General features: G+C 46.1%; 14 protein-coding genes. 11 read left to right on the forward strand and 3 right to left on the reverse strand.

Annotated elements, in window-relative coordinates:
• Positions 1–352: 352 nt before the first annotated feature.
• From MKY42_RS04900 to MKY42_RS04920, 5 genes are all read left to right on the forward strand, one after another.
• Positions 353–808, forward strand: coding sequence for a GNAT family N-acetyltransferase (locus tag MKY42_RS04900; protein WP_090893526.1), 456 nt, complete (start codon positions 353–355; stop codon positions 806–808).
• Positions 809–1,165: 357 nt separating this feature from the next.
• The gene (locus tag MKY42_RS04905) at positions 1,166–2,518 is read left to right on the forward strand and encodes an amino acid permease (protein ID WP_143066992.1); all 1,353 of its coding nucleotides are present in this window, start codon (positions 1,166–1,168) and stop codon (positions 2,516–2,518) included.
• A 493-nt stretch (positions 2,519–3,011) separates the two neighbouring features.
• Entirely contained in the window at positions 3,012–3,503 is a 492-nt protein-coding gene (locus MKY42_RS04910; protein WP_179261474.1) for a sigma-70 family RNA polymerase sigma factor, read from the forward strand.
• Positions 3,504–3,529: 26 nt separating this feature from the next.
• Positions 3,530–4,510 (forward strand): anti-sigma factor, encoded by a 981-nt coding sequence (locus MKY42_RS04915; RefSeq protein WP_179261472.1) that lies wholly within the window; start codon positions 3,530–3,532, stop codon positions 4,508–4,510.
• Between the two features lie 244 nt (positions 4,511–4,754).
• Positions 4,755–6,509, forward strand: coding sequence for a methyl-accepting chemotaxis protein (locus MKY42_RS04920; protein ID WP_090893531.1), 1,755 nt, complete (start codon positions 4,755–4,757; stop codon positions 6,507–6,509).
• Positions 6,510–6,620: 111 nt separating this feature from the next.
• Here the strand turns inward: MKY42_RS04920 and MKY42_RS04925 are convergent, their stop codons facing one another.
• A complete protein-coding gene (locus MKY42_RS04925) occupies positions 6,621–7,526 on the reverse strand; it encodes a LysR family transcriptional regulator (protein ID WP_339849146.1) in 906 nt (301 codons plus the stop codon).
• Positions 7,527–7,665: 139 nt separating this feature from the next.
• On the opposite strand from MKY42_RS04925, the gene MKY42_RS04930 reads away from it, so the two are divergent.
• Positions 7,666–8,709, forward strand: a complete 1,044-nt coding sequence (locus MKY42_RS04930) for a 2,3-butanediol dehydrogenase (protein ID WP_339849149.1) — start codon at positions 7,666–7,668, stop codon at positions 8,707–8,709.
• A 146-nt stretch (positions 8,710–8,855) separates the two neighbouring features.
• On the opposite strand, the gene MKY42_RS04935 is transcribed toward MKY42_RS04930, so the two are convergent.
• On the reverse strand, positions 8,856–9,365 hold the full coding sequence (locus tag MKY42_RS04935) for a GNAT family N-acetyltransferase (protein ID WP_339849152.1): 510 nt from the start codon (positions 9,363–9,365) through the stop codon (positions 8,856–8,858).
• 171 nt (positions 9,366–9,536) lie between these two features.
• The gene (locus MKY42_RS04940) at positions 9,537–10,304 is read right to left on the reverse strand and encodes an AraC family transcriptional regulator (protein WP_143066993.1); all 768 of its coding nucleotides are present in this window, start codon (positions 10,302–10,304) and stop codon (positions 9,537–9,539) included.
• Positions 10,305–10,498: 194 nt separating this feature from the next.
• Here MKY42_RS04940 and MKY42_RS04945 point away from each other — a divergent pair, with 194 nt between their 5' ends.
• The 5 genes from MKY42_RS04945 (at position 10,499) to MKY42_RS04965 (ending at position 17,483) form a co-directional block, all read left to right on the forward strand.
• On the forward strand, positions 10,499–12,820 hold the full coding sequence (locus MKY42_RS04945) for a beta-L-arabinofuranosidase domain-containing protein (protein ID WP_339849157.1): 2,322 nt from the start codon (positions 10,499–10,501) through the stop codon (positions 12,818–12,820).
• Positions 12,821–12,900: 80 nt separating this feature from the next.
• A complete protein-coding gene (locus MKY42_RS04950) occupies positions 12,901–13,467 on the forward strand; it encodes a Uma2 family endonuclease (RefSeq protein ID WP_339849160.1) in 567 nt (188 codons plus the stop codon).
• 363 nt (positions 13,468–13,830) lie between these two features.
• Positions 13,831–14,562, forward strand: coding sequence for a hypothetical protein (locus MKY42_RS04955; protein ID WP_339849163.1), 732 nt, complete (start codon positions 13,831–13,833; stop codon positions 14,560–14,562).
• Between the two features lie 12 nt (positions 14,563–14,574).
• Positions 14,575–16,263 carry a VWA domain-containing protein gene (locus MKY42_RS04960; RefSeq protein ID WP_339849166.1) on the forward strand — a complete coding sequence of 563 codons (1,689 nt, stop codon included), beginning with the start codon at positions 14,575–14,577 and terminating at the stop codon, positions 16,261–16,263.
• A gap of 80 nt (positions 16,264–16,343) precedes the next feature.
• Entirely contained in the window at positions 16,344–17,483 is a 1,140-nt protein-coding gene (locus MKY42_RS04965) for a toxic anion resistance protein (RefSeq protein ID WP_179261458.1), read from the forward strand.
• Positions 17,484–17,578 lie beyond the last annotated feature (95 nt).

Consider the following 17,578-nt stretch of genomic DNA (forward strand, 5'->3'; position numbering starts at 1 on the left):
ACTCCGATGACAGAACAACCTTCCGATCGCTGTTATCCCCAGATTTTTTGAATTCCTTTTTCAAAGGGGAAAATCCGGGGATAAAGGCGAACGCTCCGCTTCTTCAGGTTATTTCTGTCCTCTCCGTTTTCGAGTAAATATCAATTTAGCTATATGGCTGCTACGCAATATTCTTCGCTCCTTTTGGTTTCAGATAGCCTCACTATAATGGAAATTTAAGGGTATCACAATAGACATTTCGTTTGTGTTTTTGAAGTTGTTGTCAGAAAACCTGTCATGGTAGTACTATATAAATAATAGACATGTATTCATTGATATAACACACAACAAAATGTCGGCAGGAGTGGTAGATATGGAGATCAAAGTAGACGATTTGAGCGGTCATCAGGTCATTGGATTAATTGCAGAACATTTGCAGGGCATGGCAGCAGACTCGCCGCCGGAAAGCATTCACGCTCTGGATCTGGAGGGGTTAAAGAAACCTGAGATTACCTTCTGGTGCGCATGGGAAGCGGAGGAGTTGCTGGGCTGCGGCGCCATGAAGGAATTGAATTCGGAGCATGCAGAATTGAAATCGATGCGTACAGCATCGGCTCACCTGAGAAAAGGCGTAGCGAGAAAAATCCTTGCCCATATTATCGAGGTTGCCAAGGATCGGGGATATAAACGGATCAGTTTGGAGACAGGCTCGATGGATTCTTTTATTCCGGCGCGGAAACTGTATGAAGACTTTGGGTTTGTATACTGTGAGCCATTTGCAGATTATAGTTTGGACCCGAACAGCGCTTTTATGACGAAGGAATTATAAATTACATGATAGGCAAAACAACATAGCAGGAACACAGGAAACCGGCATTCTGTTGCAGACAGAACGCTGGTTTTTTGCGTGTAATGATTGTTGTCCGAAGTGGTGGATTGCAACAAATCATACATATGGGAGATCGCAAGAAGAGTAGAATGTATTCAAATGAACAAATGGGATTGCATACAGTTTGCCATGTATCATTGTGGGGTATAAAACATAGGTTATGTCAGCGACGGTTTGGGATGAATTGGCCCTAAGGAACTGCTGGGCTGATCCATGAACAATAGGGTATACTGGAAGTTATGTTTTAGAAAACATAACAGAAGATTATAGACGTTTTTTACATCAGGAGGATTTGAATTGGCTCAGACAGAAGGAACATTGCAGAAGAAACTCAAACCAAGGCATATTAGCTTTATGGCTATGGGCGGTGTCATTGGAACCGGCATTTTCAAAGGAAGCGCCGAAACGATTGGAATTGCAGGTCCAGGCGTCATTGTAACGTACATTTTTGCAGGATTATTGTTACTGGTTGTCATGGCTGCGATGGCGGAGATGGCTACGGTATACAAGAACAAAAATATGAAAGACTTTGTGCAGGAAGCGTTCGGCAGCAGAGTCTCCTTTATCATGGGATGGATGTATTGTTTCCTCTGGTTATCGGTATGTGTAATTGAGGTGATTGCAGCAGGGAGCTTTTTGCAGTATTGGTTCACGGAAGTGCCGCTGTGGATGCTGAGCTTGGCATGTGCGGTGTTTATTATACTGATTAATCTGTTGAGTGTGGGCGTATTTGGGGAATTTGAATTTTGGCTGGCGGGCATTAAAATCGCCATGATTATTATTTTTATTATCCTTGGTGCTGGTCTGATCTTCGGAATCATTCCAAGTGACAACACGCCTTATCTGCATAATTACACGCAAGCAGGCGGTTTCTTCCCTAATGGATGGTCATCGGTCTTCTCGGCATTATTGGTCGTGATGTTCTCGTATGGAGGATCGGAGCTGATTGGACTCACCTTAACGGAGACGGAAAATGCGGACAAGGTGATGCCTAAGATTGTGGGCAACTTTATGCTGAGAATTATTTTATTTTTCACGCTGCCGATTCTCATCATCTGTGGACTCATTCCGTGGAATGAAATTGGACCGGAGAGCAGTCCGTTTGTACAGGTGCTTGCCTCCACGGGACTACCCGGAGCCGCTCATATTATGAACTTTATTTTGGTAACCGCTGTGCTGTCTGCTGCGAATTCGGGCATTTACGGCGCATCCCGTATGATGCATTCCATGGCGGTAGGTGGTGAAGCTCCCAAGGCATTATCACAAACGAATCGCAACGGCAGTCCGGTAAATACACTGCTGGTATGTGCTGTGATTCTGCTTGGGGGCTCCATGCTGGGGCTGTTCGCACAAGACCAGCTCTTCCGCGTGCTGCTGGCGGTTCCGGGGTTTGTCGTGATGCTCGTGTGGATCTGTATTGCCACCTCACAGCTGAAGCTGCGCAAGAGGTATCCGGTACAGCCGACATTTAAGGTCTGGGGATTTCCTTACGTAACTGGAGCTGCTGTGCTCTGTCTTGGCGTGATTGCAGTCATGTTCGTATTTGATGAAGGCAACCGTTTCAGCATCAGCATCTGTCTAACTGTACTCGTGTTACTGATCCTCTGGTCTCTGATTCGATTCAGAAAGAACCATGGGCAAGAAGTTTAGTGTTTGTAGAAGAATCATAATAGCTACGCAGTAACAAGACATCTCAGCGTTCACGCTGGGGTGTTTTTTTTGAGAAAGAAAGTTTTAATGGGGACTGACAAAGTGGTAGAATTCCAAGTTGACCGAATTAGTGTAGAATTTTTGAAAGAATAGAGTTGTTTGAACCTTTTTTGGCTCAGAGCCTTTGAAGGTTCTTTTTTTGTAGGGTTACATAGTGTCGAATGAACCATTATTCAACCATTAATACATTTAACCCATGTAATATTCGTAAAAAGATTTCTCACTATCTTTTTTTGCTCAGAAATGCTTAAATTTTATAACTTTGTAACTGTTTCATCGAAAAAAACATGAATATAATTCTACGAAAATAAGCTAATACAGCAATAATAGTGTTCTGAAAGTAGTAGGCGAAATGCCTAAATTTTAAAAAAAATTCTTTGAACTTTTAACATTTCCGACTTCTGTCCGTTATACCTGTGAAAGGCGGTGAAACATGGACGCCGGACAGATTAATGAATTGCTACAGCCAAAGCTGAATGAAATCCGGCATTATTTGATTAGACTTGGTGCTTGTCCAGCCGATGCAGAGGATATCTTGCAGGAGACCGTGTATAAAGCTTTTTTATACATAGACTCAATAGAAAACGGGAAGTTAAGTGCATGGATGTATAAAGTAGCTATTAACAGCTATTATGATCTTTGCCGTCGAAAGAAATGGACTATGGTTCCAATCGACACTGTGGAAATACCGGATTCTAAACTGCCTGAAGATGCTCTGCTACAACAGGAAAAGAAAGAGGAAGTGGAGGCTGTTCTCACTCAGCTTACTCCGTTGCATAAGCAACTTCTAATTATGAAATATGAGATGGATCTTTCGTATCAAGAAATAGCGAATTTAATGGGAATTCGGATGGAACACGTCAAAGCGTCATTATATCAGGCTAGACAGCAGTTCAAAAAAAGGTATGGGAGTGAGGTCAATTGAAAAGACAGCACAAAGAGGGAGATTCAGTGAATATAAGCAAGATGGTTAAGAAAGCAAAGCGGGTATCAACAATTCGCACAGTTGTCATTTCCTTACTTGTGTCTTTAATCGCATTTTTTGGAGTACTGCTGGGCAATCATTATTTGACAAGCTGGAGTTACAATCGTGCAGACCATAGCGAGCGGATCATGAGCCTTATTAGCGGACCTGATGAAAAGCAGATAGGACAGGTCAATTACAGCGGTTTCCTGAACGGCTCCTTTCAGTATTATACAGTTAAAGTGATAGAGGGCGTACCCATCCCTTGGGCAGATAAAAAAATTAATTATCAAGTGTTTCCCTTTATTAATTTTGTTTCCTTTGGGGGATATACGTCACAATCTGTTTCGTTGCAGGATGAGAACATGAAAAAACAAGGCTATAAGTATACACGTAGCTACAATGGATTAAATGGGCAGAGGGAAATGTTATTTTACATTCCGAAAGTAAATTATAATGACAAAATTCTGAATGATCTTCCATTAGTTCATGAATTGGATCAAGATAAGCTTGTAGAAATGGCAGTATCCTTTGACAAAGATTACTCTTTAAATGAAGTGAAGCAGCTGCTTCCTCATGAGTTAACCCAGACGTGGTATTGGGTGGATACTTATGATAATAAAACATTTTATGATCCGTACATCGATGGCAATGGGAATAAGAGTTACGCAATACCGGACCCGGAAGATTGGGTGAAAGGGTTTGGGAACTCGGACCCCGATTCAAGCGAAGTGAGCGAGAAAACATTTTTGGAAGCCTTGGAACAGGGAGTTCAACTGAAAGGACATTATCAGTATGAGTTCAACCGAATATACAATTATTTAAAAAAAGACAAGGCCAAACCTAATGAGAGTGATATTCGTATTTTTGGAGTAGTGGTTACAGGAACAGCAAAAGAACTTCAAATGTTAAGTGGACAGCCTTATGTGAGAGGTGTAACTTTGGGGGCAGTGGTAGACCGATTTTAAGCTTGAGTTAACGGTAAATTGTAGTTCAAAACATCGTCAGTTAAGAGCTGACGGTGTTTTTGTAAAGTGCTTTTAAAGTAGCTAACACATTCATGATAGCGTTCCAATTCCGTTCCAATATTTTCTTGCCTAATTCGACAACTTCATATACTATTTTCACATTACATAGTGCTTCAAGCATGTAGTTTTTGGGTAGGGCGTAGTCGAAAAGGCTTACATACAGGCGTGAGAGGAAGAGGATTGGATGGTCGGGTTTTTCAAGAAACGTTTGGTTGTTCGCATTGTTGCCATGGTTACATTGGTCATTATGATTATATCTGCGGGAAGCATGCTGCTTCAGCTGGCGAATATGAAGCTAGCCGCGCAGGAGGCCATATCGAGTTACAATATTCAAATTGCCGAGAGTTATGTGAAACAGCTGGACACGGAGCCGTATGTGGAATTTGCCCAAGATCCCAAAGAAAATGACGTGTTCTTGAAGATTCGTGATGAGCTGGATGATTTTCGTGTGAGCATCGGGGCGATGTATGTGTATTTTGTGAAAATAGACGATTCAGGCACGCCCCTCATTATGGTGGACGGCATGAAAGATGCGGATAAAGCATCACCGATCAATGAAGTGACGGATATCCCAGGTGATGCAGTCCAAAAGCTTCTGCAAGGAAAAACGGCCAGTTCTCCGATCATTCATAATGAGGAATATGGCGAATATATTTCCTCATACGCTCCGATTTTGGACAGTAATGGGGCCTTAACGGGTGTGATAGGAATCGATACAGCTGTGTCGGTCATTGGAAGTATTGAGTCAGATATTATGAAATCCAGCATTCCGTTGTATGCCCTGTTGTTATTCATTACGCTTGCAGGCATCGCGGTTGTATTGTGGTACATCGTAAGAGGACTGCGACCGCTGAAACCACTAAAGGCAAGCGTCGAACAAATGGCGCAAGGTGAGCTGGCGGAAGCCAACCGAATCCTGACCGCGTATCGGCTGCAAAGTGAGGATGAGATTGGCAGCACATTCAAGGCGATGATTCATATGTCCGGGGACTTAAATCAAATGATCGGCGACATGGTCGCGGGTGTCTCGGTAACCACCGGTATCCTCGCGGAATCAACGGAGCAATTCAAACGTGATGCAGAAGACATGCTTGAGATGAATAAGAGCGTTGACCAATCCGTGCAGCAGATCAGACAGGGAGCACACACCCAGAAGCAAGGTGCTAGCGACAGCGCCAATGCGATGGAAGAAATCGCTAAAGGGATTACCGATATTTCAGAGTCATCTACAGCCGTGTCCGACGCTGCAACAACTGCGCTTGCTACGGCACAATCGGGTAAGCAGAGCATGACGCAAATGAAGAAACAGATGGAGAGCATTTCGGCTGTATCTGCTGAAGTTGTAGCCATGGTCCGAGTGCTTAACGACTTCTCGAAGCAGATTGGCGGTGCGCTTCATACGGTGCAGGATTTTGCGAGTCAGACCAAGCTGCTGGCACTGAATGCTTCGATTGAAGCCGCTCATGCAGGAGAGCACGGGAAGGGATTTGCCGTTGTGGCGGATGAAGTGCGGAAGTTGGCGGAGGCATCAAGCACATCCGTGCAGACGATATCGGATTTGTTGCTCGGCATTCAGCAGGAGTCCCAGAACATCGGATCACAGATGGATATTACCTCGCAAGAGATCGGCCAGGGAGTGACGAGCACAGCAGAAGCAGAGCATGCCTTCACCCAAATGGTTGAGGCATTTCGTGTGGTAACACATCGTATCCAGGAGGTATCCGCAGCAGCGGAGGAGATATCGGCCGGTTCCGAGGAAGCGGCAGCATCGGTCAATACGATCTCGCAAATTTCATCCGGCGTTTCAGATCATTCGGATGACATTTATCGTTTGACAGGGGAGCAGTCGAGCATGTTCCAGAAGGTGGCACAGACGTCCACCCTGCTAAGACAGCAAACGATTGAGTTGAGCGAAGCGGTAAGAAAAGTAAAGGTATAAGGGCAGCAAGCAGTAAGCAGTAAGTTGAATCCTTATCATCAAATGTGGAACACTCTGGTGCAAGCACCTGAGTGTTTTTTTGACACCCCGATGATGACTTAGACTCTGCCATTATAACTGATCCAGCTCAATCGCCTGTCTGAAGCGTTGGGCAAATCGCTCAGCGGATACAGCAGCCTCCTTGGACTCGGTCTGTACGAAGCCGATTTGCATTTTAGGCTGGTCAATCGAGGCGATCTCAACCATTTTCGCAATACCTTCTTTCCATAGCGGATGTTGGTGGAAGGAGAAGTCATGACCAATGGTGGCAGCAATATTGTTTCTTAGAACGGTGGTGATCGCTTCCGAGTTGTTCGTTTTGAACAGGATGGACAGAGGGCCATAATCATACGTGAACTCCTGCAGGAAATCTTCGATAAATCCATCACGATACAGAGCAAGCTTATGTTCTTTTAATTGTTCGGGAGTAACGCGGTTAAGCTTGGCTAGTTCGGATTGGTGATGAGTGCACACAACCAGTTTGCCTGAATACATGGGACTGAAATGCAGTCCGTCGAATTCCCGCAATTGTTTGGCGTAGATGGCGATGAAGCCCAGGTGGGTTCTGTTGTTACGGATGTCCTCGATAATTTCCATGGAACCTTTCTCTTCAATGGCAATATTCAATTGAGGGTGCTCGCGTTTCATATCTGCAGCCGTCTGTACAAGGTAAGGCATCACACTTGGAAAAGTAGCAACATGCAGGTCTCCGGTTAACAAGGATGTCTCGGCATTCAGTGATTTCAATTCATCAATTCGCTGCAAAATATCGAGTGCCTTGGCAATAAACTGTTTGCCCTCAGGGGTGGGAAACGTCCCATGCCGCGAGCGTTCGAACAGGATCATACCCAGCTCATTTTCAAGACGATGTACAGATTGGCTGATCGCCGATTGAGTGACATGCAGGTGCTCCGAGGCAGCCGAGAATGATTGGGTTTTGGCAATTTCAACGACATATTCAAGCTGTTCCAGATTCATGGTTTCATCTCCGTTTTAGCATTAGTACAAGTAATATTAACATTAGTATCTATAAATATGAATAATACGTGAACAGCGATATAATTAATAGACAGTAGTTGAATCTCAGGTACAAGATAAACCAAAGGGGATGAGCTCCATGAAATCAGCAGTATGGTATGCCAAAAAAGATGTCCGGGTCGAAGAACGGGAAATACCGGTAGCCCATTCAGGACAAGTGAAAATTAAAGTCGAGTACGCAGGAATCTGCGGTAGTGACTTGCATGCTTACCATCATGGCGTAGGCATTCAGGAAGGGCAGAATCACCCGCTTTCAGGACAGAAAGCACCGCTGACACTTGGTCATGAGTTTGCTGGAACCGTCAGTGAATTGGGAAGTGATGTAAACGGTATCAGTGTAGGAGACCGTGTTGTTGTTGAACCGCTGTATCATTGCGGACAGTGTGAGTACTGTATTCAGGGGCGCTATAACCAATGTACCGAGTTCGGATTTGTGGGACTGAACGGTGATGGAGGCTTTGCTGAATACGTTGTGGTTGAGGCCTATATGGTGCACAAATTGCCGGACAATGTCTCCTTTGAAGAGGGCGCACTGGTTGAGCCTACAGCGGTAGCTTTTCATGCGGTTCGCCATAGCAAACTAAAAGTAGGTCAGAAGGTTGCTGTATATGGTGCAGGTCCGATTGGACTCCTGACGATCCTGTCAGCCAAAGCTGCCGGAGCTTCCACGATCTATGCAGTCGATGTATTTGAAGAACGCCTGAACCTGGCTGCCAAGCTGGGAGCCATTCCGGTGAATAGTGCCAAAGTTAATGCCACTGAAGTGATTCTGCAGCAGTCTGGTGGAATAGATGTAGCATATGAAGCGGCAGGTGTACAGCCGACCATGGATAGTGCCGTAGCCGTAATCAAAAAAGGTGGAGAAGTTGTTGTCATCGCAGCAATTCCGAATCCACTTCAGGTGAATTTCTTCGACCTGCTGGTGAAGGAAGCGAACCTGACAGCAACGCTGGCATACCGCCATATCTTCCCTGAGGTCATCTCGTTGATTGCTGAGGGAGCACTTGATGTGAAGCAGGTGATCACCAGAAAAATCAAGCTGGACGACATCGTTCAGGAAGGACTTGAACTGCTCATGACCGACAAGAGCCATGCGAAAATTTTGGTGGAAATCAGCGGTTAATAATTTGGAAAATGGAGCGAATAACATTTGCTGCTCTAATCCGATTCTTTAGCTCAGAATAACGCTAAAAAGGGATACCCTCGGTCATATTAATGACTTAGGACATCCCTTTTTCTGTTATCCACGCTTATTAGCATTTGCGAGAATTATGAATCATAACGGTAGCAGATCGCTTTGCCTCCACCACTCTCGGAACTGAATTCAGGGTCTTCTACAAAACCGAAACGCTGGTATAATCGGATCGCGTTGACCATCTGGCCGCCCGTATATAAATACACCGTATTTTTGCCCATGTCTTTGGCAGATTCAACACATTGTTGAAGCAGTTCTCTTGCAATGCCGTGACCTCTCCATTTGGGATCAACACCCAACAGTCGAATAAACGGATAATCAATAGGCAGCTCGAAGTTCGGGTAAGCCTTATGTGCAGTCTCAAACAATTGGACCGTTCCGACAATCTGATTATCTATTTTGGCAATCCATAATTGCTTGATATAAGGATTGCTCGGTGATTCCCGAATGTCTTTCAAATAATGTTCCCATTGCTCCTGTGTTTGGAACGTGTCCCGGTACTCGGAGTAACTTTCAATGAGAATATGTACAATTTCTTCATGGTCAGCTTCTGTAGCGGGATGAATCGTTACTGCCGTTGTCATCTCAAGTTCTCCTTCTGATTTGATCTTGGTTTGATAAGAGATATAGTTGACTTGAATTGTATCACACCTGATGGTACTGGATTCATTCAAATTTTCTATATATGACTCATGAAATTCTATGAGTGGTTATTTCCGCACAAGCACATCCAAGCGACGCGCGTATAAGGTTCATTATAGGCGATTGAGCTGTGTAGAATACAAATTATTGCGATATTCGGTGGGCGTATTGCCTTCGTATTGTTTGAACATGCGCAGGAAGAGTTTGTAATCCGAAAAACCGCATTGCCCCGCAATTTCTTTCACACTGGCATTGGTATTGAGCAGCATCTGCTTGGCCCGGCGAATCCGTTCCGTGAGGATATAGGTTTTGAGCCCAATGCCTTTCTCACGTTTCACCATTTTGGAGATATAGTCCTTGTTAAAATTAAAAGTCTCGGCAATCTTGCCCACCGTAATGTCGGTATGCAGATGAATATCCACCCACTTGCAGATGTGGTCAACGATTGCATTGTGCGGCCGATAACCCGCCTGTGTATTGCGTTCCAGTTCTTTGAGCAGCAGCAGCAATGCTGCGTCTGCTTCTTCCGGCGAGAACGATGAACTATGCAGCAGCTGCTTGAACAGCTGATTGGCGGTGGACGGAACCTGAATAGTCGCATGGGTGGGATACTGGTCGAACTCTTTCTCATTTGAATCATAATGAACCCAATAAAAGCTGACGGGAGCATCGCTGACCTGATAGCCATAATGGGTGCGTCCAGCTCTAAGAAATAGCAGATCATTGGCACGAACCACGAACTGCTCGTCCTCCTCGGCAATGTACATCTCGCCTTCCAACATCAAAATGACCTCGTGAACAGGCATGCTGCGCTTCATATGGCTCCAATTGCCTTCGGTTATGAATTTGCCGCACAAGTAATGTTCCAATGGCTTTTGCATAGGACGGATTTCTCCACCTTTTCTTGGATTATGAGTCTGATGTAGTTGTATTTTATTTGATAATATGAGGATATTCAAGGCCTGTGTGAAGAAACATCGCAAGGGACACATGAATTTCAACACGGATTTTACCCTTTGTACAATAATATAAGTGCTTCTAAATATCCACTACATACCGAGGAGGAGCGAGCAGAATGATTGAAACCAAAAAGGGATTTCTGGGACCTGAGCATGTAGAGCTGTTAAATGGCGTCTTTCAAACATCACAGGAGGTTGGAGAACGGTATTTGTTATCACTGGACATTGACCGTTTTCTGGCACCATGTTTTGAGGCCCATGGGTTACCGGCGAAAAAGGAACGATACGCGGGTTGGGAGGCACGCTCGATTAGCGGGCATTCCCTTGGGCACTATCTGTCTGCCCTGGCTGTGACCTATCAGGCGACAGGTAATGAAACGTTAAAGCAAACGCTGGACTATGCCGTCAGTGAGCTTGCATCCATTCAACAGCATACAGGAAGTGGGTATGTCGGCGGCTTGTCCGAAGAAGCTTTCCACATTGCCTTTCGGGCAGAACATATTGGTGGTTTCAACATCGGCGAATACTGGGTGCCTTGGTACAGCATACACAAAATCTATCGCGGACTAATTGACGCTTACAAACTAACGGGCAACGGGCAGGCCCTTGAGGTGGTAACACGGTTTGCGGATTGGGCGGTGGACGGTCTAAGCCCGATGACCGAAGAACAGATGCAGATCATGCTTCAATGTGAACACGGCGGTATGAACGAAGTGTTTGCACACTTGTATGGAATCACCGGGAAGTCCGTATACCTTGATATAGCCAACAAATTCACACATCAATTAATCCTCGAACCGTTGGAACACAAGCAGGACGATCTTCAGGGCAAACATGCGAATACGCAGATTCCGAAAGTCATCGGTGCAGCCGAAATCTACAATCAGGACCATCATCACGAGAGTTACCGGACAGCAGCGGAGTTTTTCTGGGACACTACGATTCATCATCGGTCTTATGTATTTGGTGCTACGAGCATTTCGGAACATTATGAAGCGAAAGGCATGGAGAGTCTCGGCATCAAAACCGGAGAAAGCTGCTGTACCCACAACATGATGCATCTGACGAAGCAGCTCTACACCTGGAATCCCGACAGTGCCTACATGGACTATTATGAAAATGCGATCTACAACCACATCCTGGGCACACAGGACCCGGACACAGGCAACAAAACGTATTTTGCATCAACACTGCAAGGCCACTACAAAATCTACGGTACTCACGATACCGCCTGGTGGTGCTGCACAGGATCTGGCATGGAGAACCCGGGCAAATACGCCGAGGCCATCTATTTCGAGGATGAGCAGGATCTGTACGTAAATCTATATATCGCTTCCCAGTTGGACTGGAAATCCCAAGGCCTATCACTGAAGCTCGAAACCAACTTTCCTTATTCGGAAAAGGGTACCCTTACGATTACCGAAGGCAGCGCCTCGGCTAATCTTAGACTACGTGTGCCCTCATGGCTGCAGGAGCCAATGACGGCAACAGTCAACGGGGATACGGCCCATCCGTATACCCGGATGGAACCCGGATATCTCGACATCGAGCGCACATGGACCGCTGGCGATGTCATCACCATCACGCTGCCGATGTCGCTCCACCAATACACGTCCCGGGATGATGCACACAAGGTGGCATTCCTGTACGGCCCGATTGTGCTGGCAGGGGCTCTGGGAAGCGAAGGGCTGCCTGAGGATACCATCGTGGACGAAACGGCACTGAATCCCAAAACCGCACCTGTGCCTGTGATCTGGACAGAGCAGGAGGATGTACGCGAGTGGATCAAGGTCATAGACGCAAGTACGTTGACGTTTGAGATCAGCAAGGATGTCACCTCGGACGGTAACCCGGTAAAACTGATTCCGTTCTATGATGTGCATCATGAGTTCTATACGGTCTATTGGCCGTTTAACGATGAAGGGGATGCACTGGAGAAGGAATTGAATGATATCACCATCGACAGGGTGCAGCCTGACGGTCAGCAGGATGAGATTGGACATCATCTGGATAGCAATTGCCGCGCAGAACATCATAACGGTTTCTATACAGACAGCCGCAACAAGCTGCACATGTGGCGGGAAGCTTTTGGTGTCAGCGGGGCTTACTTCAGCTACCAGCTGGCGGTGGATGGTTCAGCGCCGAACTATGTGTGCGTGGCATACTGGGGCGGGGATCATTCTCCTTTTGTACGGGAAGGAACACGGCATGAGAGAATATTTAGTATCGCCGTCGATGGACATGTGGTCGGAGAACAGCGGATTCATATGAACAAGATTGGTGAAGTGTTCTACGTTACCTATGACATTCCTGAGAAGGTAACGTCAGGTAAAGACAGCGTTCGGGTTGCATTCCAGGCGTTGGACGACAATGGTTGTGCCGGGAAAGTGGTGGAGGTACGTACAACGCGCAGCAAACCGGAATCTATCTTCTCGTAAAAGAGGCATTGTCAAAAGGGGCAAACATAGTGGTATATTAAATGTAAAATGCTGATTAGGTAAAAGAGGAGGTTGGAAGTGTGGCCAAACCGGATAATAAAGGCACCTATAGTTTTCAGGATTGGTTAACTTGGGAGGGAACTTGGGAGTTAATTAACGGGAAGGCTTACAGCACGTCTCCAGCACCCACCTCATTACACCAGTTTATTGTGGGTGAGCTGCACTTCTCCTTGCGTACTTTTTTTCAGAATCGGAAATGTATCGTATTTGTTGCCTCCTTTGACGTGTATTTCAGCGAGAATGAACAGTATGACGTACCTGATCATGTTGTTCATCCGGATTTATCGGTGGTTTGTTGCAAATACCAAATAACCAAAAACGGCTGTCAAGGTGCGCCGTCTCTAATCATAGAAGTGCTGTCTCCTTCAACTGCGCTGAAGGATTTTAACGAGAAGTTTAATCTGTATCAGAAATACGGTGTGAATGAATACTGGATTGTTGACCCTGGGAATCAGACCGTTCATGTGTACACATTGGAAGAAGGCAGTTACCAGAACCGTCATCTGTACACGGAGCAAGAAACGATTCAATCGGTGTTATATCCGGAATTGGAAATTCCGCTTCGGAATTTATTCAAGCTGAATTAGATTACACAACTTCATCATCACTCCGGGGCCGGGCGTCGGGGTGTTTTTTGCTTTTTTATCGTATCGAACAAGCCCTATATAAAAAATGACACGCACTGCAAATTTCCACGTATTACCTGATAACATTTCTTTTTCCGCCACCGATTGTTCAAGGGTACCAGGCTCATTTCCCAGAGGTTACAAAATCTTATCCACGTTGTCCCTCTAAAGATGAAATGGGATAAGCCCAAGCCACGTATATTATGAATATCCATATTAATCCACCCGAATGCGGCAACATCATGTACAATGAAATAAAGTTCCAATGGTAAATATCGACATAAAGCTCCAACACATAGCGCGAAAGGAGGTCTGATGATTTACATGATAAAGTACATAAAACTGCTGGGGCTAATCTTCGGCGTTGTGGTCATGAATGTTTTGTTGTTCTCACCAGGATTCATCGGACTGGAGTTTGGCGGGGGAGCATTTACGACAGCGCTCTCGGTGACATTTCTGTTCGGCAGCGTGATGACGCTCTTCTATGGAAGCTACAGCTTGTTGTTCAGACAGCCTGTAGTCTTGCCCGTGAAAAATATCGAAACCCATGAAGATTATGTGGAAGCGTTATCCTTTTATCGACGCATTAAAGTGCTTGAGGAAGATATCACACTGGGGTTATCTCAACTAAGCCGCATGAAGAAAAAGAAAGAAACCCTCCTGAACGTGCTGAATCAGCGATTTGATCCGGGGGAACTGAGTTACAAGAAATTTGCTTCGGTCACCCTCGAAGTGGAGAAGCTGTTATACCTCAACATCCGAAGTGTACTCAACCGACTTAATGTGTTCGATGAAGCGGAGTACGCCAGCCTGATGAAATCCAAATCCGCAACACTTCCCCAGAAGCTCTTTCAGGAAAAGACTAAAGTATATAACGACTATCTGAGCTATGTGAAAAGCTCGCTTCATACCAATGAGGAAATTCTTTTGAAGCTCGACCAATTGATGCTGGAAATCTCCCGCCTGGACAGCTTTGAAGCAGGAGATATTGAACAGATGCCTTGTATGCAGGAAATTGACCAATTAATCAAGCACACCAAATTATACAGACAGTGAGGGGTTGTACGTATGGCTAAGAAGGGAAAGTTTTTTTTCATATCGATCGTGATGCTGGTACTCGTGTTTGGCCTCGTATATGCAGGGATTACGCTGACGTCGAACGTGGGTAAATCCAGTACACAGGTAACGACAGAGAATGCAGGCAAAGAGTTAGGCAAGCTGTATGCGGACATTGCTCCGGCAACGGCTGAACCTGTGAAGGGACAGATTGATCTCGATCCGGTGGATGTGGCAGAGTCACTTCCAGACATCTCGAAATTTCCGATCACGGTCGAAAATACAACGAATGATTATGTGGAAATCTTTTCATCCCCGGAGAAAGCAGGCACTGGCGGAGATGGCTGGTTAACCGAGGTCACCGAAGAGTTCAACAAGGCTAACATTACCGTTGGCGGCAAGCAGGTTTCGGTAAAGTTACGCAATATCGCATCCGGTACGGCGGCCGATTATATCAAGTCTGGTAAATATGTGCCTGATGCGTACACTCCCTCCAATGAGTTATGGGGCGAGATGGTAGCTGCAAGCGGAGTGAAGACAGACCTGGTATCCAAAAGACTGGTGGGGAACGTTCCCGGAATCGTCATCTCGAAAGCCAAATATGATGCGCTGGTCGACACGTACGGCTCAGTTAATGTAAAAACCGTGACCGAAGCGATTGCGAACAATGAACTCGCGATGGGGTACACCGATCCGTTCGCCAGCTCCACGGGACTGAACTTTCTCGTGACGGCACTCAACACATACGACAGCTCTAATCCGCTTGGTGAGAAAGCGATTGAGGGTTTTGAGAAGTTCCAAGCGAACGTACCGTTTACGGCGTCCACAACCATTCAGATGCGTGAGGCAGCCAAGTCAGGGCGACTGGACGCATTTGTACTGGAATACCAGACTTACGTAAACACCGCAGATCTGAAAAGCGGCTACGTCTTTACCCCTTTTGGTGTGAGACATGACAGCCCGCTGTATGCACTGGGGCAACTACCGCAGAACAAGCAAGAAATCATTAAGAAGTATGCAGAATTCGTAACCCAAGCGAAGTATCAGCAATCGGCTGAGGCGTTCGGCTTCAACGGCTTGCAAGACTACAAGTCCGAATTGAACACAGTGGATGGTGGCACCTTGTTGTCCGCTCAGAAAGTATGGAAAGAGAAAAAGAACGGCAGTAAACCGATTGCAGCCGTATTTGTAACCGACGTATCCGGGAGTATGGATGGTGAACCACTGAACCGACTCAAGGAATCATTGCGCAAAGGCCAGAAGTTCCTGGGCACAGATAACAGTATTGGCCTCGTCTCCTACTCTAGTGGAGTAACGGTGAATCTGCCCATTGCCAAGTATGATACGAATCAGCAGTCGATGTTTGTTGGTACGGTGGATAGCCTGCAAGCGGGTGGCGGTACGGCAACCTTCGATGGAATCGTTGTGGCAATGAAGATGCTGGAAGATTATATGGCTGCCAATCCGAATGTAAAACCACTGATCTTTGTCCTAAGTGATGGAGAGACCAATGAAGGACATACACTGAAAGATATTCGTGATCTGGTCGAGACGTACAAAGTGCCGATCTACACGATTGGTTACAACGCGGACATCAAAGCTTTGGAGAGCATCTCCAGCATTAACGAAGCAGCGAGCATTAACGCGGATACCGACGATGTGGTATACAAAATCGGTAACCTGTTCAACGTGCAGATGTAGCACGGGTACTCACTCGAAGTGACCTAATGTAAGGTTCATTATTCCATTTTATATAGCACGTAATTGAAGGGGGAACTTGGATGTCGTTTTCGATGGAGATACCTAGTCAGAAGGAAATTCAGAAGGTAATTGAGGAGGAGATAAAGCCCGTACCTGCCGAGGTGGCGGAGCTGCAGCAAGTCGCCAATGCCAACGTGGAGATGATCATGACACTCGATCTTGAATCGTTGGAGAAACGCAAGGAGATTCTGCAATCCATTGACGGCTTTGGCATGAACACGATGAGATCTTCTTCCGAGAAAAACGCGTTGCTTCAAGTCTCCGTTGGACATCTGTCCAAGACGGGAGACGAGGGCGGACAGGTCGCCAAAGGCTTGGCCGAGCTGCATATGCAACTGAAGGATCTCGACCCCAGCGTGGTCGACTTTGCCAAGACCGGATTCCTTGGCAAATTGTTTAATCCCCTGCGGGCCTATTTCCTGAAATACCAGAAGGCTGACGCGGTCATCGCTGATATTGTGACCTCGCTGGATAAAGGCAGAGCAACCTTGAGAAATGATAACACTACACTGGAGATTGAACAGCAAAATCTGCGGGAGCTCACCAAACGACTGCAAAAGGAAATTCAGCTTGGGGTGCTGATGGATGAGTCGATTGACGCACAGATCGAAGCAGCCAAAGTACGCAACGAGGACCCGGAGAAAGTCCGATTTATAACGGAAGAAGTGCTGTTCCCGCTTCGTCAGCGGGTCATGGATTTGCAGCAAATGCTGGTGGTGAACCAGCAGGGCATTATGGCGATTGAAGTTGTCATCCGCAACAACAAGGAATTGATCCGTGGTGTGGATCGGGCCAAAAATGTAACGATCTCGGCCTTGAAAATTGCCGTCACCGTTGCGAGTGCACTTTACAATCAGAAGATTGTATTGCAGAAAATTGAACTGCTTAACCGGACGACCAACGACCTGATCGCAGGTACGTCCAAAATGCTGAAAGATCAGGGCATTGCCATCCAGAAGCAAGCTTATGATGCCAGCATTTCGGTCGATACGATGAAGCAGGCGTTCACGGATGTGCTGTCCGCGCTCGACTCCATCAGTGTCTATAAGCAGGAGGCATTGCCACGGATGCGGGAGACCATTAACCAGTTCCGTGAACTGGCGGATACCGGGGAGCAGCAGATTCAGCGGTTGGAGAAAGGGCAGAAGCTGGGGCTGTAGTTCGACATTCATAAATATACAAAGCGGCCGTTCCTTGTTAATCATTGGGGAACGGTCGCTTTTTGACTTTCATTCAGAATTCGTGGATAAATACG

The organism is Paenibacillus sp. FSL W7-1088 (assembly GCF_037969855.1).
Taxonomy (GTDB): domain Bacteria; phylum Bacillota; class Bacilli; order Paenibacillales; family Paenibacillaceae; genus Paenibacillus.